Genomic DNA, 16725 nt, shown 5'->3' with positions numbered 1-16725 from the left:
CCCCGGAGGGTGCCTCTTACCTACCTACGCGTGCCGGCTACGGCAGGTTCCTTGCCATGACGATCCGCTGCACTTGATTCGTACCTTCATAAATCTGCGTGATTTTGGCGTCGCGCATCATCCGCTCCACCGGGTAGTCACGCGTGTAGCCGTAGCCGCCGAGCAGCTGGACGGCGTCCGTGGTGACCTCCATCGCCACGTCGGAGGCGAAGCACTTCGCCGCCGCGCCGAAGAAGGTCAGGTCGCCGTCGACGCGCTGCGACTTGGCGGCCGCGGAGTAGGTGAGCTGGCGGGCGGCCTCGAGCTTCATGGCCATGTCGGCGAGCATGAACTGGATGCCCTGGAAGTCGGCGATCGGCTTACCGAACTGCTTGCGCTCCTGGACATAGCCCTTGGCGTAGTCGAGGGCGCCCTGGGCGATGCCGAGGGCCTGGGCCGCGATCGTGATGCGGGTGTGGTCCAGGGTCTTCATCGCGGTGGCGAAGCCCGTGCCCTCCTCGCCGATCATGCGGTCGGCGGGGATGCGGACGTTGTCGAGGTAGACCTCGCGGGTCGGGGAGCCCTTGATGCCGAGCTTCTTCTCCGGGGCGCCGAAGGAGACACCCTCGTCCGACTTCTCGACGACGAAGGCGCTGATGCCCTTGGAGCGCTTGGTCGGGTCGGTGACGGCCATCACCGTGTAGTACTCGGAGACGCCGGCGTTGGTGATCCAGCGCTTCACGCCGTTGAGGACCCAGAAGTCTCCGTCGCGTACGGCCTTCGTCTTCATACCGGCGGCGTCGGAGCCCGCGTCCGGCTCGGAGAGGCAGTACGAGAACATCCCGTCGCCCTGGGCGAGCGGGCCCAGGTACTTCTTCTTGAGGTCTTCGTCACCCGAGAGGATCACGGGGAGGGAGCCGAGCTTGTTCACGGCCGGGATGAGGGAGGCGGACGCGCAGACGCGGGCCACCTCCTCGATCACGATCACGGTCGCCAGCGCGTCGGCGCCGGCGCCGCCGTACTCCTCGGGGACGTGGACCGCGTGCAGATCGGCGGAGACCAGCGCGTCCAGAGCCTCCTGCGGGAAGCGGGCCTGCTCGTCGACCTCGGCGGCGAACGGCGCGATCTTCGCCTCGGCGAGCGAACGGATGGCGTCGCGGAGCATGTCGTGCTCTTCGGACGGGCGGTACAGGTCGAAATCAGCCGATCCGGCCAAGGTCTCTCACTCCCCAGTGACGCTAACTACCGTTAAGTAACCTAATTTTAGAGGGCTCGGCACTCTTAGGCATACGTGACCTTGGCGACAGCGGCAAACCTGCCCTGCGAGGCCCCCGGTTATGCTCGGGCAGCGCACCTGAGCCCGCAATTCACTGGAGCACCGCATGGCCCTCAAGATCACCGTGATCGGCACCGGATATCTCGGCGCCACGCACGCCGCGGCCATGGCGGAGTTGGGCTTCGAGGTGCTCGGGCTCGATGTCGTTCCCGAGAAGATCGAGATGCTTTCGGCCGGCAAGGTCCCCATGTACGAGCCGGGGCTCGAGGATCTGCTCGCCAAGCATGTCGCCGGGATCGAGGGATCGAGCGGCCGGCTGCGTTTCACGACCTCCTGGGAGGAGATCGGGGAGTTCGGCGACATTCATTTTGTCTGTGTGAACACCCCGCAGAAGCACGGTGAGTACGCCTGCGACATGTCGTACGTGGACCGTGCCTTCGCCTCTCTCGCGCCGCAGCTGAAGCGGCCGGCGCTGGTCGTCGGCAAGTCGACCGTGCCGGTCGGCAGCGCGGCCCGGCTGGCGGAGCTGCTCGTCGAGCTGGCTCCGGTGGGCGTGGACGCGGAGCTGGCGTGGAACCCGGAGTTCCTGCGCGAGGGCTTCGCCGTCCAGGACACGCTGCACCCCGACCGGATCGTGGTCGGTGTGGAGAGCGAGCGCGCGGAGAAGCTGCTGCGCGAGGTGTACGCGACGCCGGTCGGCGAAGGGTCGCCATTCGTGGTCATGGACTTCCCGACCGCCGAGCTGGTGAAGACCTCCGCGAACTCCTTTCTCGCGACGAAGATTTCGTTCATCAACGCCATGGCGGAGTTGTGCGAGGCCGCGGACGGCGATGTCGTGAAGCTGGCCGAGGCGATCGGTTACGACGAGCGGATCGGGTCCAAGTTCCTGCGGGCCGGGATCGGCTTCGGCGGCGGATGTCTGCCGAAGGACATCCGTGCGTTCATGGCGCGCGCCGGTGAGCTGGGCGCCGACCAGGCGCTGACCTTCCTGCGGGAGGTCGACTCGATCAATATGCGGCGGCGTGGCCACATGGTGGAACTGGCGCGGGACGCGGTGGGCGGTGACTCCTTCCTGGGGAAGCGGGTGGCCGTGCTGGGTGCGACGTTCAAACCGGACTCGGACGACGTACGGGATTCACCGGCGCTGAATGTGGCGGGCCAGATCCATCTGCAGGGCGGCCAGGTGACGGTGTACGACCCGAAGGGCATGGAGAACGCGCGCCGTCTCTTCCCGACGCTGGGCTACGCGGATTCGGCGCTGGACGCGGTGCGGGGCGCGGACGTGGTGCTGCACCTGACGGAGTGGCGCGAGTTCCGCGAGCTGGACGCGGCGGCGCTGGGCGAGGTCGCGACCAGCCGGATCATCCTGGACGGGCGGAACGCGCTGGACGGCGCGCGCTGGCGCGAGGCGGGCTGGACGTACCGGGCGATGGGCCGCCCGCGCGCCTGAGCGGGCGCGGCGGGGGCGATGGCGGGTGGGGGCGATGGCGGGTGGGCCGCTGCGCGCGGTCATGGCCAGCCGCAGATCTGATCAGCACGCCGCCGCGTACAGGCCCCCTGTGCGCGGACGGCGGGGTCAGCGCGGTCAGCGCGCTCGCAGGGGGCGGCTCTGCGCGCGGTCATGACAGCGGTCGTGACCGCGGTCGTGACCGCGGTCGGGCCGGCCCTCGGGGGTTATCAGGCCGAGGCGTCCGGCACCGACCGGCGCGCCCGGTATGTGCGCATCTTGGCGCGGGCTCCGCAGACCGACATCGAGCACCAGCGGCGGCGGCCCGCCGGGCTGCGGTCGTAGTACGCCCACTGGCAGTCCTCCGCCTCGCACGCCTTGAGGCGTGCCCAGGTCCCGTCGGCGGCCGCGGCCGCGAGTGCCTCGGCGATACGGGAGACGAGCGTGTCCGGGGTGGCCGGACGGAGCGCGGCCGTGCCGTCCTCGGCCACCGTGACCAGCAGCGGCGCCTCGGCCAGAAAGCCGTCGAGTGCCGCCGGCGAGCGGTCCGGTGCGCGGTGGCCCGCGTGGGCGAGGCAGGCGGCGCGCAGGGCCTCGCGCAGTTCGCGGGCGGCGGGGACGTCCCGCTCGACGAGACCGAAGACGGCACGGCCCTCCGTCGTGTCCAGAGCGTCGGCGCCGGTCTCGACGTCCAGCGTGTTCACCAGGGCCTCGACCAGCGCCAGGCCGCCTGGTGCGGGCGCCTTCTCATTCATGGTTGCGACGTTACCTCCGATGCGAGAGCATCAGGTAACCGTTACCGGTTGCTCGCATATAGAGGTAACACCGACCGAGGAGGAAACCATGGCCATCGCCACGCTGGGGACCGTCGTTCTGGACTGTCCCGACCCCGTCGCACTCGGCCGTTTCTACGCCGCGATGCTGGGCGGCCGGATCCAGGACGACGGCGAGGGCTGGGTCGACCTGGCGGAAGCCCCGGGCACCCCGCTGGCCTTCCAGGCTGCGCCCGGCTTCGTACCGCCGAAGTGGCCGGCTCCTGACGGCTCGCAGCAGTTCCACCTGGATCTGACGGTGGAGGACCTGGACGCGGCGGAGAAGCGCGTACTGGCGCTGGGCGCGACGGTGCTGGACGCGGACGACAGGACCCGCTCCTGGCGCGTGTATGCGGATCCGGCGGGGCATCCGTTCTGCCTCTGCGCCTGCTGAGGGGCAGCCACGGGAACCGACGGACGGAGTCCGGCGCAGCCGCTCGAAGCCCGCGAGGCCCCCAGGGCCGAACGGCGCGAGAACGGCCTCGGAAGAGAGGTCGCGGATCCGGCGGGGCATCCGTTCTGCCTCTGCGCCTGCTGACCGCGCGGATCCGGCCGGGCCCCCCTTCTGCCCCCGCGCCTGCTCACCGCGCCGCCACAGGGCGGCCCGCACGGCCGGAGTTCAGGTGTCCAGCGCCGGCAGTGTTGCCGTCGACGGCGGGCGGCGTGGATGCGTGGCGCGGGCCAGGAACTCCGCGTCGCGTAGCACCCGGGACACGTTCGACCAGGTCAGGGCCTCGATATCCGGCTCCGGCCAGTCTCGGTCGAGGAGTTCGGCGATCACGCGGGGGAAGCAGGACACATCGCCCAGTCCCGGGGCGTGCGGGGTTCCCGTGTCGTAGGCGCCGCTGAGGGCGACCGACTCGGGGCCCGCCACCTCGCGGACGTGGTCCAGGCGGTCCGCCGTCTCGCGGATCGTCGTGGCGGTGCACGCGACCATGCACACGCCGTGATTGTCGCGCAGCAGGCCCAGCACATCGTCCGGGACCCGTGCCGGGTGGTGCGAGATGACGACCGGAGCCCCGGCCACCGCGAGCGCACGGCGCATCGTGTCGGTCGAGCAGCCGGCGAGGTCGACGAGAACGCCGAGGCGGTTCATCTCGCGGACGACCTCCTGGCCGAAGCGGGTCAGTCCGGTGCCCTGCGTCCAGCGGGTGCCCGCGAGGGTGAGGCTGCGGACGCCGAGTGCGTGGTACGCCCGCAGCGTGCCGAGCGAGTCGCCCAGCGCCGGGCCCGACACCGGGCCGAGCAGGGTGGCGACGCGACCGCAGTTGTGGGCGTCGGCCATGTCGTCGGCGCTCAGCGCGAGGCGCAGGCCTTCGGGACAGGCTGCCACCAGGGAGCGGACCAGGTCGATCTGTTCCAGGGTGGCGCTCAGCGCTCGGTCCCCGGTCAGTTCCGGTGGCACGTGCAGGGACAGGAACTGCGCGCCGACGCACCCGTCGCGCAGGCGCGGTATGTCGGTCTCCAGCACGCGCTCGCCCAGTTCGATGTCGTACCCGTACCCGGACGCGTATTTCAGTGCGCGGGCCAGTCCGCTGTGACCGTCGGCTATGGGGTGCGCGGCGAGGAGTTCGCGAGCGCGCTCAAGGCTTCCGGCGGGCTCTGCCACATCGGTCGGCTCGGCGAGCTCTGCCACATCGGTCGGCTCTGCCGACTCGGCGAGCTCGGTCGGCTCGGCCGACACTCTTCTGCTGGGCGGGGCCAGGCCGTCGAGATCGCCGACCGCGGCGGTGGCGGCATGGGGGTCGTCCTCGAGATCTGCCATGTCTGGGTGCTCCGAGCTTCGACGGCGGTTGCCGTACGGCCACCGTGGCACGGGAGCGGCGAGGGTTCACGGCAGGGTGGTGCGTTCGGGGGTACGGGGCCTCGTCCCCGTACCCCCGTCACCGCACTCAGCCGTCGAGCTGCTCGATCGTCGCGTTGGACGGTCCGCGGCCCCGCTGCAGGTCGCGGGCGACGTCTTCGGCCGCGCGCAGGGTGCGCACCGCGTTCTGCCAGGTGAGCTTCGCCAGGTCGGCGTCGGACCAGCCGCGGCGCAGCAGCTCCGCGATCAGGTTCGGGTAGCCCGCGACGTCCTCGAGCCCGGCCGGGGTGAAGGCCGTGCCGTCGAAGTCGCCGCCGATGCCGATGTGGTCGATGCCGGCGACCTCGCGCATGTGGTCGAGATGGTCGGCGACCGTCGCAGCCGTCGCCATCGGCCGTGGGTTCGCCGCCTCGAAGGCCTCGTGGACCTTCATGGCCTCCGGCGTGGTCTCCAGGTGGTGGAGGCCGTGCGCGCGCATGTTCTCGTCCGCGGCCCGTGTCCAGTCGACGGCCGCCGGAAGGATGAACTTCGGTACGAACGTCGCCATGGCGATACCGCCGTTGTCGGGCAGCTGCGCCAGCACGTCGTCGGGAATGTTGCGCACGTGGTCGCATATCGCCCGGGACGACGAGTGCGAGAAGACGACCGGCGCGACCGAGGTGGCCAGCGCGTCGCGCATCGTCGACACGGCGACGTGCGAGAGGTCGACCAGCATGCCGATGCGGTTCATCTCCCGTACGACCTCATGGCCGAAGGCCGACAGACCGCCGACGCCCACCTCGTCCGTCGCCGAGTCCGCCCACGCGATGTTGTCGTTGTGGGTGAGCGTCATATAGCGCACGCCCAGCGCGAACAGAGCGCGCAGGGTGGCGAGGGAGTTGTTGATGGAGTGGCCGCCCTCGGCGCCCATGAGCGAGGCGATACGGCCCTCGCCGCGCGCCTTCTCCATGTCGTCCGCGCTCAGCGCGGCGGCCAGGTCCGCCGGATAGCGCTCAAGGAGCTGGCGCACCCCGTCGATCTGCTCGAGGGTCGCGCTGACCGCGTCGTCGCCGGCCATGTCGCTGCGTACGTACACGGACCAGAACTGCGCGCCGACCCCGCCGGAGCGCAGCCGCGGGATGTCGGTGTGCAGCCGGCCGGTCTGGTCGCCGGCGATGTCGAGGCGGTCCAGGTCGTAGCGGACGTGCTGGCGCAGCGCCCAGGGCAGGTCGTTGTGGCCGTCGACGACGGGGTGGGCGGCGAGGAGTTCGCGCGCCGCGGTGAGGAAGTCCGTGGCTGAGTCCATTGCCTCTTACTTCCCGAAGCCGAAGGCGCCCGCACCTTCGACCTTGGTGCGCAGCCGCTTGCCCTTCTCGGTGGCCTGGTCGTTCAGCTCCTGCTGGAACTCCCGCATACGGGCGAGGAGTTCGCTGTCCTGCGTGGCCAGGATGCGGGCCGCGAGCAGACCGGCGTTACGGGCGCCGGCCACGGAGACGGTGGCCACGGGCACGCCCGCCGGCATCTGCACGATGGAGAGCAGGGAGTCCATCCCGTCGAGGTACTTCAGCGGCACCGGCACGCCGATCACCGGCAGCGGGGTGACGGAGGCGAGCATGCCCGGCAGATGGGCCGCTCCCCCGGCGCCCGCGATGATCGCCTTGAGGCCGCGGCCGTCGGCCGCCTCGCCGTACGCGATCATCTCGCGCGGCATCCGGTGCGCGGAGACGACATCGACCTCGTAGGGGATCTCGAACTCTTCGAGCGCCTGCGCGGCGGCTTCCATGACGGGCCAGTCGGAGTCCGAGCCCATGACGATGCCGACGAGGGGGCTGGCTGCGGGGCTGGTCATTCCGTGATCGTTCCTCTGAGATAGCCGGCTGCGTGACGGGCGCGCTCCAGCACGTCGTCCAGGTCGTCGCCGTAGGTGTTGACGTGCCCCACCTTGCGGCCGGGCTTCACGTCCTTGCCATACATATGGATCTTGAGCTGCGGGTCGCGGGCCATGCAGTGCAGATAGGCCGCGTACATGTCGGGGAAGTCGCCGCCCAGGACATTGCACATGACCGTCCAGCCGGCGCGCGGGCGCGGGTCGCCGAGCGGGAGGTCGAGAATGGCGCGGACATGGTTGGCGAACTGCGAGGTGACCGCGCCGTCCTGGGTCCAGTGGCCGGAGTTGTGCGGGCGCATGGCGAGTTCGTTGACCAGGATGCGGCCGTCGGTCGTCTCGAAGAGCTCGACCGCGAGATGGCCGACGACGCCGAGGTCCTTCGCGATCCGCAGGGCGAGCTCCTGGGCCTGGCCCGCGAGCGGCTCCGACAGATTCGGCGCGGGCGCGATCACCGTGTCGCAGACGCCGTCGACCTGCTGGGACTCAACGACGGGATAGGCGACGGCCTGGCCGTGCGGAGAGCGGACGATGTTCGCCGCGAGCTCGCGGGTGAAGTCGACCTTCTCCTCCGCGAGGACGGGGACACCGGCCCGGAACGGGGCCTCGGCCTCGTGCTGCGTACGGACGAACCAGACGCCCTTGCCGTCGTAGCCGCCGCGCACCGTCTTGAGGATGACGGGGAAGCCGCCCACCTCCTCGGCGAACGCCGACACATCGGCGGGGTCCGCGACGATGCGGTGGCGCGGGCAGGGCGCGCCGAGCTCGTCGAGCTTGGCGCGCATCACGCCCTTGTCCTGCGCGTGCACCAAGGCGTCGGGCCCCGGCCGGACGGGGATGCCGTCCGCCTCCAGGGCCCGCAGGTGCTCGATCGGGACATGCTCGTGATCGAAAGTGATCACGTCGCAGCCCCGCGCGAACTCACGCAGCGTGTCCAGGTCGCGATAGTCGCCGATGACGACCTCGCTGACCACCTGGGCCGCCGAGTCCTGCGGAGTGTCACTGAGGAGCTTGAATCTGATGCCGAGGGGGATGCCCGCCTCGTGGGTCATACGGGCGAGCTGACCGCCGCCGACCATGCCGACTACCGGGAACGTCACCCTCTTAGGGTATCCGCCGCCCCGGTGCGCCCTGCCTCCCGCGGCCCCGGTCCGTCGTCGCCCTCGTCACAGTCCCGCCACGCCGTTGAAGACGTCCGCGGGCAACTCCTGGGGGTGGTGGTTAGCATGGCTGAGTTGACGACACCGACCCGAACGGGGCTGAGCGATCACCATGAGTGAACGAAGCGCACTGCGCGTGCCGCTTGATCAGCTCACGCGCGAGTTCGCGAAGTTCGGCGCGGTTGGTGCTGTGGGGCTCCTGGTGGACCTGGGAGTCTTCAATCTCGTACGGACTCTCACGGACCTCCCTGTGGTACGGGCGAGCATCGTGGCCACGGTCGTCGCGATCGCCTTCAACTATGTGGGCTTCCGCTACTTCACCTACCGGGACCGCGACAAGACCCGCAGGACGAAGGAGCTGACGCTCTTCTTCCTGTTCAGCCTGGTCGGGCTGGTGATCCAGAGCGGGGTGCTCTACGCCGCGACGTACGGCTTCGGCTGGGACAGTCCGCTCCAGAGCAATGTGTTCAAGTTCCTCGGTATCGGCATCGCGACGCTGTTCCGCTTCTGGTCGTACCGCACCTGGGTGTTCCGGGCGCTGCCGGTGCGCGAGGCCGTACAGACCGCGGAGTCCTTCCTCGGGCAGCGGCCGCCGCAGCCCGACCGGGTCTCCCGCTGAGCCCGGTCGCACGCTGAGCCTGGACCGCCCGCCGGCTGTCCCACGGCCGCCCGACGGCTATCTGACCATCGGCGTCTGCTCGTCCCGGCGGCCGCGCTGCACCCGGCTCAGGAAGAGCGCAAAGACCGGCGGATCCTGCTGGAGCAGCTCGAGCCGTCCGCCGTCCGCCTCCGCCAGATCGCGGGCCACGGCCAGTCCGATGCCGGTGGAGTTGCGGCCGCTGATGGTCCGCTCGAAAATCCGCGCGCCGAGGTCGGCCGGTACGCCGGGGCCCTCGTCGGTCACCTCGACGACGGCCTGGTTGCCGGTGACGCGAGTGCGCACGGCGACGGTGCCGCCGCCGTGCATGAGGGAGTTCTCGATCAGCGCGGCGAGGACCTGGGCTACCGCGCCCGGGGTGCCGACGGCGCGCATGCCCTGCCGTCCCGAGCAGACGATTGCCCGGCCCGCGCTGCGGTAGGCCGGCCGCCACTCCTCCAGCTGCTGCTTGACGACCTCGTCCAGATCGAAGACGACGGCGGAACCGGTGCGCGGATCACGGGAGTTGGTGAGCAGCCGCTCCACCACGTCGGTGAGCCGCTCCACCTGGGCGAGCGCGATACTCGCCTCCTCCTTCACCGTCTCGAGGTCCTCGGCGACGGTGATCTCCTCCAGCCGCATGGAGAGCGCGGTCAGTGGCGTACGGAGCTGGTGCGAGGCGTCCGCGGCGAGCCGGCGCTCGGCGGTGAGCATGCGCGCGATGCGCTCGGCACTTGCGTCGAGGACGTCGGCGACCCGGTCGAGCTCGGGGACGCCGTAGCGCTTGTGGCGGGGGCGCGGGTCGCCGGAGCCGAGGCGCTCGGCGGTCTCGGCGAGGTCGGTGAGCGGCGAGCCGAGCCGGTTCGCCTGACGTACGGCGAGCAGTACGGCGGCGACGACCGCGAGCAGCGCCACCGCGCCGATGATCAGCAGGGTCCGGCCGACCTCGCGGGTGACGGAGGAACGGGATTCCTCGACAGTGACGGACTCGCCGCGCTCGCCGCGCGCGACGCCGCGGATGACGCTGCCGGAGGGGCGCTCGCCGATCTCGATGGGCGAGCGGCCGGGGATCTGGATCTGCGCGTACCGCTTGGCGCCGCTCTGTTCGGCCAGGATGTCCGGGTTGACGGGCTCGCCGCCGATGAGCCGGCTGTCGACGATGCTGACGAGGCGTAGGGCCTCGGAGTCAACGCTCTCCTGGGCGCTGGCGCTGATGGTGCGGGTCTCGACGAGGACGAGGGAGACCCCGAAGACGGCGATGACGACGAGCACGACGGCGAGCGTGGAGTTGATGAGGCGGCGGCGCAAAGTGCCCTCCGGGCGGGACGCGGTGTACGGGGAGTGCCCGTACTTCAGCCTAGGCCTCGTGGCGCGGTTTCCTGTCCGGTGCGGGTTCCGTGCGGGCTCCGCCCCCGTGCCTCAGCTGTTCGCCGCGCCTCAGCCCTTCGCCGTGCCTCAGCTCTTCGCCGTGCCTCAGCTCTTCTCGAAGCGGAAGCCCACTCCCCGGACCGTGGCGATGTAGCGCGGGTTCGCCGCGTCGTCGCCGAGCTTCTTGCGCAGCCACGAGATGTGCATGTCCAGCGTCTTGGTGGACGACCACCACGTGGTGTCCCAGACCTCGCGCATCAGCTGGTCGCGGGTGACCACCCGGCCCGCGTCCCTGACCAGGACCCGCAGCAGGTCGAACTCCTTGGCCGTGAGCTGGAGCTCCTCGTCGCCCATCCAGGCCCGGTGCGACTCGACGTCGATCCGTACGCCGTGGGTGGCGGGCGCCGGGACGTGCTCGGTGGCGCCGCGCCGCAGCAGGGCCCGTACCCGGGCGAGCAGCTCGGCGAGGCGGAACGGCTTGGTGACGTAGTCGTCGGCGCCGGCGTCCAGGCCCACCACGGTGTCCACTTCGTCGGCGCGGGCGGTCAGCACCAGGACGGGCACGGTGTGGCCCTCGGCACGCAGCCGTCTGGCGACCTCCAGGCCGTCCATGCCGGGCAGCCCGAGGTCGAGGACGACGAGGTCCACGCCGCCGGCAAGTCCGGCTTCGAGCGCGGTCGGACCGTCTTCGCGCACCTCGACCTCGTACCCCTCCCGACGTAGGGCGCGGGCCAGCGGCTCCGAGATGGAAGCGTCGTCCTCGGCGAGCAGTACACGGGTCATGTGGGTGATGGTAGTCCGCGCGACTCGCAGGTTGGGGCTTGATCGTCAAGGCCTGCGGGTCTGGGATGCAATCATGGTTGCCGCCTTCGAATCAGGGCAGCGGTTCCATTAAATCCTGTGATCCATGTCTCAAATCCTTCCATATGCCACTGTGTCGTGACGTATGGTGGCGAGAAGCCTGTGCACTACACGGGACCTTTGGCCTGCTGAGCACGCCAAGGGTCTCTTTTCTGCGCGAGGTTGGCCCTGCCGGCCTCGAAGACAGTGAATGACCGATGGACCGGGCCTGGTGCGCGACACAGCGCGCGAGGCGTGGATCCCGGTGCGGACTGTCCCTCGGCTCCCGCTTCTGCGGAGCGAACCCCTCAGGCGTGGGGTGGGGCACATCCGTTGCCGGTGCCGGCCACCCCCACACCGGGCGCGTAACGCTCACAAAGCACCGCGTCCCGACCAAGCAAGGATCGACCATGGCGTCCAGCCTGACGAAGGACTCGGCCAGCTCCGCTGTCTCCGAGAAGACCTTCCTCGGCCACCCCCGCGGCCTGGCCACTCTCTTCATGACCGAGATGTGGGAGCGCTTCAGCTACTACGGCATGCGCGCCCTTCTCGTGTACTACCTGGTTTCCGGCGGTGCCGGCGCGGCAACCGGCAGCCAGGGCGGCGGCCTTGCGATGACCACGGCCATGGCCACGGCGATCTACTCCGTCTACGTCTCCATGGTCTACCTCATGGCCATGCCGGGCGGCTGGTTCGGCGACCGCGTATGGGGCGCTCGCAAGACCGTCACCATCGCCGGCTTCGTGATCATGGCAGGCCACGGCTTGCTGGCCGTCCCCGGTCAGGCGATGTTCTTCGTCGGTCTGATCCTCGTCGCCGTCGGCTCCGGTCTGCTGAAGGCCAACATCTCCACGATGGTCGGCCACCTCTACGACGGTCCGGACGACCCGCGCCGTGACGGTGGCTTCACGATCTTCTACATGGGCATCAACCTCGGTGCCTTCGCCGCCCCGCTGGTCATCGGCACGGTCGGCAAGGAGTACAACTGGCACCTCGGCTTCGCGCTCGCCGCGGTCGGCATGGCCCTGGGCCTGGCCCAGCTGCTGTTCGGCACGCGCCACCTGAGCGAGAAGAGCAGCGTCGTCCCGAACCCGCTGTCCGCCGATGAGCGCAAGGCCGTTCTGACCAAGGTCGTCGCCGTCGTCGCCGTCCTCGCCGTTTTCTACGGCGCCGTGGTCGCCATGGGCGCGTACACGCTGAACTGGGCCCTCGTCCCGCTGACTCTGGCCGGCCTGATCATCCCGATCGCCGTGCTGGTCCGCATCAAGCGCGACAAGGACCTCAGCCCCGGCGAGCAGTCGAAGATGAGCGCCTACATCTGGTTCTTCGTGGCCGCCGCCGTCTTCTGGATGATCTACGACCAGGGTGGCTCCACCCTGTCCCTGTTCGCGGACAGCAAGACCGCGGGCACCCTGTTCGGCTTCGACTTCTCGGCCACCTGGTACCAGTCGCTGAACCCGCTGTTCGTCATGGCGCTGGCCCCGGTCTTCGCCTGGCTGTGGCTGTGGCTGGCCCGTAAGAACCAGGAGCCGAGCACCATCGTGAAGTTCACGATGGGCCTGGTCGTCGTCGGCGCCTCGTTCTTCGTGTTCATCGTGCCGATGGGCATGGCCGGTGACGGCACGAAGGTCAGCCCGATGTGGCTGGTCTCGATCTACATGATCCAGACGATCGCCGAGCTGTGCCTCTCCCCGGTCGGCCTGTCGGTCACCACGAAGATGGCGCCGCAGAAGTACGCCAGCCAGATGATGGGTGTCTGGTTCCTGGCCGTCACCGCCGGTGACTGCGCCACGGGTCTGCTCTCGCTCGCGGGTGTCGACCTCAACGGAACCTCGATCATCGCCATGCAGGCTCTGCTTGCCGTCGCGGCCGGTGTCGCGATCTACATGTACCGCAAGAAGGTTGAGTCGCTGATGGGCGACGTCCACTGACGTAGCTCGTACGCTCAGCCAAAGGGCCGCCGCACCGGATTCGGTGCGGCGGCCCTTTGCCGTGTCAGCGCTGCTCTATCGGATTCCGCGCAGTCGGCGCCACGGGGTGAACGTGAACACCGCGCCGCCCAGCAGGATCACTGTGCCGGCGACCAGGGCAAGGGCGCGCAGGGCGCCGTTGTCCTCGGCGCCCGTCTGGGCGAGGCCGCCGCTCGTGCTCGTACCGCCGCCGGACGTGGTGCCGCTGGACGTGGTGCCGCCGCCGCTGTCACCGCCCGACGCGCCGCCCGGCTGGGCCGAGGTGTCGAGCTCGAGGGAGACGGCCGCCGAGCCCTTGACCGTGCACGGGATGCTGATCTTCTGGCCGCCCAGGGTGACGTCGATCGTCAGGGTGCCGGGGCCGAGCGTGGACTTGCCGCTCGCGCCCGGTTTGTACGTACCGGTCATATCAGGCAGGTCCACCGGCTTTCCCTGCTCCAGCGGATCCTTGTTGGCGGGGCCCGTGACGGGGACGGTGCCCTTGTCGACGCCGCCGAGAAGGACCGCCATGGACGGCTTGAGGGCACCGGCGGGGAGTGCCGCCGGGCTGTTCATGACGCCCTTGGCGGTCTTGACGACCAGGTCGTAACTGCCGCCGTTCTTCTTGGCGTTGATCGTCACCTTGGAGTTGATGCTCGCCGGGCCCGGCGACTTGCACGCGAAGGTGACGGCGACCTCCTTGCCGGGGAAGTCGCTCTGGCCGCCGTCGCCACCGCCGGAGGCCGTACCGCCGGAGGTGGTGGTGCCGCCGGAGGTGGTGGTGCCGCCGGAGGTGGTGGTGCCGCCGGAGGTGGTGGTGCCGCCCGACGTCGTACCGCCGGAGGTGGTTCCGCCGGACGTCGTCGTACCGCCGGACGTACCGCTGCCGTCCGACACCTTGATCGTCGCGGCGGCCTTGACCGTCTCCTTCGGCGTGCACTTGGTGTCGGTGGACATCGGCTTGGAGACGTTGATGTTGTACGCGTCGGGCGTCAGCGTGACCTCGCCGGCCTTGGTCAGCTTGATTTTGCCCTTCATGTCGGACAGCTTCATCGGGCTGTTCTTGGGGATCGGCGGGTTCGTCCGCGGCCCCTCCATGGCGATGTCCGCGGTCTGCGCGCCGGCCGCCTTGAGCGTGCCGGTGGGCTTCACCGTGTCCTTCTCCAGATCGATGATGTCGGGGTTCTTGGAAGCCGCCTCGACGAACTTCCACACCACTTCGACCTCATCGCCGACCTTCGCCTCGGCGGGCGCGGTGATCTCGACCTTGGTGGTGCCCTGCACGGGTGGCAGACCCGAGATGGGCGGTGGGATGCACTCCGTCCGGTACGAGACCTCGGCTGCCTGGGCGGGGCTTGCGGCCAGCAGAATCCCCGCGCCGCCGAGCATCAGCGCGACTCCGGCCGCGCTCATCCTCCGTTGCGTGCTCACGAATGTCCCTTCGTCGTGGACCGGTTCTCTGACGGTGCGGAGTCAGGCGTGAACCACGGCAGAGCCGCCGTGGTGCTCTTCGGCGCTGCGGACGGCTGCGCGCGGGACCCGGAGCCTGGGCGGCGGAACGTGGGCAGCTGGACGGTGCGGTGGCGGCCGTTGCCGCGCGGGCGGGGGTTGCCGTTGCCGCGTGGGCGGAGGCGGTCGACGATCGCCATGCCGATACGGAAGACGGCGGCCGGTACGACGACGGCCAGCAGCAGCCAGAAAATCGTGACGCCCCACGGCCGGCCGACGCCCCACGGCTGCTCGACGAGCACCCTGGTGCCGTACTTCACGGAGACCTGGTAGTCGCCGTGTGCCCCGGCGGACAGCTGGACCGGCAGCTTGACCTGCGCCTTCTGGCCGGGCGCGATGGTGCCGCGCCACTGCTGCTCCTCCCACTGCGGGGCGAAGACGCCGTGCGAGGTGCCGACCTGGAAGACAGGGTCGCGCACGGGCGCGGAGCCGAGGTTGCCGACAGTGAACTCGAGCCGGCGGGACGGCGGGGCACCGAAGAAGACGAGGATGCCGGAGTCGCCCTCGAGACGGGTTGCGGCGAGGACGGCGAGCCTGCCGGTGCCCGCCTGCTGCGGCAGCGGTGCGGTGGGGTGACCGGCGACGGTGAACGGGGCGTCGACGACGGCCTGTTCACCGGTCACGGTCGCTACGTGCACCACGCAGGGGCAGGGCTTGGGCGGCTCGGCAACCGGCATCTCCTTGCTGAAGGAGCCCTTGGCGTCGGTGGTGACGGCGCGGCCGTCGGAGTTGGCGCAGGCGTTGGTGCCGCCGATCACGCCTCTGTCAGGCACAGCCTGCCCGCAGATGAGCATCATGAGGAGCGTGCCCGGCCGCCATCCGGTACCGCTGACGGTGATGTCGCCGCCCTTGCCGGCCTGCGCCTGGGAGAGCTTGACCGCGGGCTTTCCGTCGGCCGCGGAGGCGGGGAGCGCGGGGAGGAGCAGCAGCAGAGGGAGCAGGGCGAGGAGGACAGCGAGGGCGTTGGGGCGGCGGGCGGTGGAGTCTCCCCCACCCCGCCCCCTCCTGTAACCGGGGGCAAGCCACCGGGCCCCCGGGCGGTGGAGGGCGCGCGGGGGCTGACGCCCATCGACCCCTACGGCGTCAGCTTCGCGACGCCCGACGACCCCTGCGGCGTCAGCTCTGTGGTGCATCGTCATGTTCCTGACCTCGCCAAGTGCCGGTCGTTGTCCGTCTGTTCAGAGGTCGGATCGGGGGCCGGGGGCCGGCGTCGGCGCCGTACCCACCACAGCGTCGTCGCGGCCGTGGTGAGCAGAGCCGCGACCGCGCCCCCCACCGTCCCCCAGGGGACGAAGGCCGCCGATGCCGAGGCCTCGGCCCTCGCGTCGCCCGAGGCCGTCGCCTCGATGTGGACCGTCACCGAGTTCAGCGCGGGAGGATCGGTCCACTTCTCGGTGATCCTGACGCGCTGGGCCGGGAGCAGTTCCACCGGCAGCGTCCGCGGCGCCCGGCGCAGCACCTGCCCGAACAGACCGTCCGCGCGGAACGCGACCCGCGGGGTCAGCGCCGTATTGCCGCGGTTCACCAGGCTGTAGCGGATCGCGCCGCCGGAGACCGACACGTCCTCGACCGTGAGCGCCGCCAGCGTCGGGCCGCTCACCCGCAGCTGGATCCGTACGCCCACCGCACGGCCGCCGGACTCCGCCACGACCGCGCCCGGATGGTCACCGGGGAGTGCGCCCGGAGGGACCGTGACCGAGAAGGGGACCTCCGCCCTGGTGCGGGGCGGGACCGTCACCCGGTTCGCGGCGAGCGCGATCCAGGTGCCCGCGTCCTTGGACTGCCGCGCGCCCCGTACCGCGGGCGCACCGGCCGCGGCGTTGAACATATCGGCGGACCTGAGCCGGACGGCGAGCGGCTTCGCGCCCCGGTTCGTCACGGAGAGCCTGTCCTCGAGGACGGTGCCGGGCACGCCTTCCATATAGATGTACGGTCTGCCTCCGCCCGCCGCCGGTTCCGCCGTCCACGTCGGCTCGCCGGACGCCCACGCGGCAGGGGCGCACAGCCCACAGAGCGCGCACTGCAGCACGGCGACGGCGAGGGCGGCGGCGACGGCGAGGCGTGCGCGCACATGCACGGG

The 16725-nt window shown here is 70.4% G+C and carries 15 protein-coding genes; 4 read left to right on the top strand and 11 right to left on the bottom strand.

Going from position 1 to position 16725, the window contains the following annotated elements:
- Positions 1–37: 37 nt before the first annotated feature.
- On the bottom strand, positions 38–1195 hold the full coding sequence (locus ACFYXH_RS11175) for an acyl-CoA dehydrogenase (protein ID WP_389561791.1): 1158 nt from the start codon (positions 1193–1195) through the stop codon (positions 38–40).
- 166 nt (positions 1196–1361) lie between these two features.
- Between ACFYXH_RS11175 and ACFYXH_RS11170 the strand changes: the two genes are divergently transcribed.
- Complete coding sequence (locus ACFYXH_RS11170) at positions 1362–2705, top strand: UDP-glucose dehydrogenase family protein (RefSeq protein WP_389561790.1); 1344 nt, start codon at positions 1362–1364, stop codon at positions 2703–2705.
- A gap of 227 nt (positions 2706–2932) precedes the next feature.
- On the opposite strand, the gene ACFYXH_RS11165 is transcribed toward ACFYXH_RS11170, so the two are convergent.
- A complete protein-coding gene (locus ACFYXH_RS11165; protein ID WP_389561789.1) occupies positions 2933–3457 on the bottom strand; it encodes a CGNR zinc finger domain-containing protein in 525 nt (174 codons plus the stop codon).
- An 88-nt stretch (positions 3458–3545) separates the two neighbouring features.
- Between ACFYXH_RS11165 and ACFYXH_RS11160 the strand changes: the two genes are divergently transcribed.
- The gene (locus ACFYXH_RS11160; RefSeq protein ID WP_389561788.1) at positions 3546–3908 is read left to right on the top strand and encodes a VOC family protein; all 363 of its coding nucleotides are present in this window, start codon (positions 3546–3548) and stop codon (positions 3906–3908) included.
- Between the two features lie 225 nt (positions 3909–4133).
- Here the strand turns inward: ACFYXH_RS11160 and ACFYXH_RS11155 are convergent, their stop codons facing one another.
- The 4 genes from ACFYXH_RS11155 to ACFYXH_RS11140 all read right to left on the bottom strand — a co-directional run bounded on the left by ACFYXH_RS11155 (position 4134) and on the right by ACFYXH_RS11140 (position 8261).
- Complete coding sequence (locus ACFYXH_RS11155; protein WP_389561787.1) at positions 4134–5279, bottom strand: dipeptidase; 1146 nt, start codon at positions 5277–5279, stop codon at positions 4134–4136.
- 127 nt (positions 5280–5406) lie between these two features.
- Complete coding sequence (locus ACFYXH_RS11150) at positions 5407–6603, bottom strand: dipeptidase (RefSeq protein ID WP_389561786.1); 1197 nt, start codon at positions 6601–6603, stop codon at positions 5407–5409.
- A 6-nt stretch (positions 6604–6609) separates the two neighbouring features.
- Positions 6610–7146, bottom strand: a complete 537-nt coding sequence (gene purE / locus ACFYXH_RS11145; protein WP_389561785.1) for a 5-(carboxyamino)imidazole ribonucleotide mutase — start codon at positions 7144–7146, stop codon at positions 6610–6612.
- On the bottom strand, positions 7143–8261 hold the full coding sequence (locus tag ACFYXH_RS11140) for a 5-(carboxyamino)imidazole ribonucleotide synthase (RefSeq protein WP_389561840.1): 1119 nt from the start codon (positions 8259–8261) through the stop codon (positions 7143–7145). Before ACFYXH_RS11140 ends, purE begins: the two co-directional genes overlap by 4 nt.
- A gap of 193 nt (positions 8262–8454) precedes the next feature.
- Here ACFYXH_RS11140 and ACFYXH_RS11135 point away from each other — a divergent pair, with 193 nt between their 5' ends.
- Entirely contained in the window at positions 8455–8961 is a 507-nt protein-coding gene (locus ACFYXH_RS11135) for a GtrA family protein (RefSeq protein ID WP_327323996.1), read from the top strand.
- Between the two features lie 57 nt (positions 8962–9018).
- On the opposite strand, the gene ACFYXH_RS11130 is transcribed toward ACFYXH_RS11135, so the two are convergent.
- Both ACFYXH_RS11130 and ACFYXH_RS11125 read right to left on the bottom strand, forming a co-directional pair.
- Entirely contained in the window at positions 9019–10287 is a 1269-nt protein-coding gene (locus ACFYXH_RS11130) for an ATP-binding protein (protein WP_389561784.1), read from the bottom strand.
- 165 nt (positions 10288–10452) lie between these two features.
- Complete coding sequence (locus ACFYXH_RS11125) at positions 10453–11130, bottom strand: response regulator transcription factor (RefSeq protein WP_389561783.1); 678 nt, start codon at positions 11128–11130, stop codon at positions 10453–10455.
- 467 nt (positions 11131–11597) lie between these two features.
- On the opposite strand from ACFYXH_RS11125, the gene ACFYXH_RS11120 reads away from it, so the two are divergent.
- Positions 11598–13118: a peptide MFS transporter gene (locus ACFYXH_RS11120; RefSeq protein ID WP_389561782.1), complete on the top strand. Its 1521-nt coding sequence runs from the start codon at positions 11598–11600 to the stop codon at positions 13116–13118.
- Between the two features lie 75 nt (positions 13119–13193).
- Here the strand turns inward: ACFYXH_RS11120 and ACFYXH_RS11115 are convergent, their stop codons facing one another.
- The 3 genes from ACFYXH_RS11115 to ACFYXH_RS11105 are packed head-to-tail and all read right to left on the bottom strand — an operon-like array spanning position 13194 to position 16722.
- Positions 13194–14549, bottom strand: a complete 1356-nt coding sequence (locus ACFYXH_RS11115) for a hypothetical protein (protein ID WP_389561781.1) — start codon at positions 14547–14549, stop codon at positions 13194–13196.
- A 14-nt stretch (positions 14550–14563) separates the two neighbouring features.
- Positions 14564–15778, bottom strand: coding sequence for a hypothetical protein (locus ACFYXH_RS11110; protein WP_389561780.1), 1215 nt, complete (start codon positions 15776–15778; stop codon positions 14564–14566).
- A gap of 2 nt (positions 15779–15780) precedes the next feature.
- Positions 15781–16722: a hypothetical protein gene (locus tag ACFYXH_RS11105; protein WP_389561779.1), complete on the bottom strand. Its 942-nt coding sequence runs from the start codon at positions 16720–16722 to the stop codon at positions 15781–15783.
- Positions 16723–16725 lie beyond the last annotated feature (3 nt).

Origin of the sequence: Streptomyces sp. NPDC002730, from assembly GCF_042888805.1 — a bacterium.
GTDB lineage: Bacteria > Actinomycetota > Actinomycetes > Streptomycetales > Streptomycetaceae > Streptomyces.
The sequence above is the reverse complement of the archived record's forward strand: the minus strand, read 5'-3'. Positions and strand labels throughout refer to the sequence as shown.

What these genes read in the sequence shown, in the direction of transcription:
- ACFYXH_RS11170 (WP_389561790.1), top strand. Translation starts at nt 1,362, where the DNA reads ATGGCCCTCAAGATCACCGTGATCGGCACCGGATATCTCGGCGCCACG.
- ACFYXH_RS11165 (WP_389561789.1), bottom strand. Translation starts at nt 3,457, where the DNA reads ATGAATGAGAAGGCGCCCGCACCAGGCGGCCTGGCGCTGGTCGAGGCC.
- ACFYXH_RS11160 (WP_389561788.1), top strand. Translation starts at nt 3,546, where the DNA reads ATGGCCATCGCCACGCTGGGGACCGTCGTTCTGGACTGTCCCGACCCC.
- ACFYXH_RS11155 (WP_389561787.1), bottom strand. Translation starts at nt 5,279, where the DNA reads ATGGCAGATCTCGAGGACGACCCCCATGCCGCCACCGCCGCGGTCGGC.
- ACFYXH_RS11150 (WP_389561786.1), bottom strand. Translation starts at nt 6,603, where the DNA reads ATGGACTCAGCCACGGACTTCCTCACCGCGGCGCGCGAACTCCTCGCC.
- purE (WP_389561785.1), bottom strand. Translation starts at nt 7,146, where the DNA reads ATGACCAGCCCCGCAGCCAGCCCCCTCGTCGGCATCGTCATGGGCTCG.
- ACFYXH_RS11140 (WP_389561840.1), bottom strand. Translation starts at nt 8,261, where the DNA reads ATGGTCGGCGGCGGTCAGCTCGCCCGTATGACCCACGAGGCGGGCATC.
- ACFYXH_RS11135 (WP_327323996.1), top strand. Translation starts at nt 8,455, where the DNA reads ATGAGTGAACGAAGCGCACTGCGCGTGCCGCTTGATCAGCTCACGCGC.
- ACFYXH_RS11125 (WP_389561783.1), bottom strand. Translation starts at nt 11,130, where the DNA reads ATGACCCGTGTACTGCTCGCCGAGGACGACGCTTCCATCTCGGAGCCG.
- ACFYXH_RS11120 (WP_389561782.1), top strand. Translation starts at nt 11,598, where the DNA reads ATGGCGTCCAGCCTGACGAAGGACTCGGCCAGCTCCGCTGTCTCCGAG.
- ACFYXH_RS11115 (WP_389561781.1), bottom strand. Translation starts at nt 14,549, where the DNA reads ATGAGCGCGGCCGGAGTCGCGCTGATGCTCGGCGGCGCGGGGATTCTG.
- ACFYXH_RS11110 (WP_389561780.1), bottom strand. Translation starts at nt 15,778, where the DNA reads ATGCACCACAGAGCTGACGCCGCAGGGGTCGTCGGGCGTCGCGAAGCT.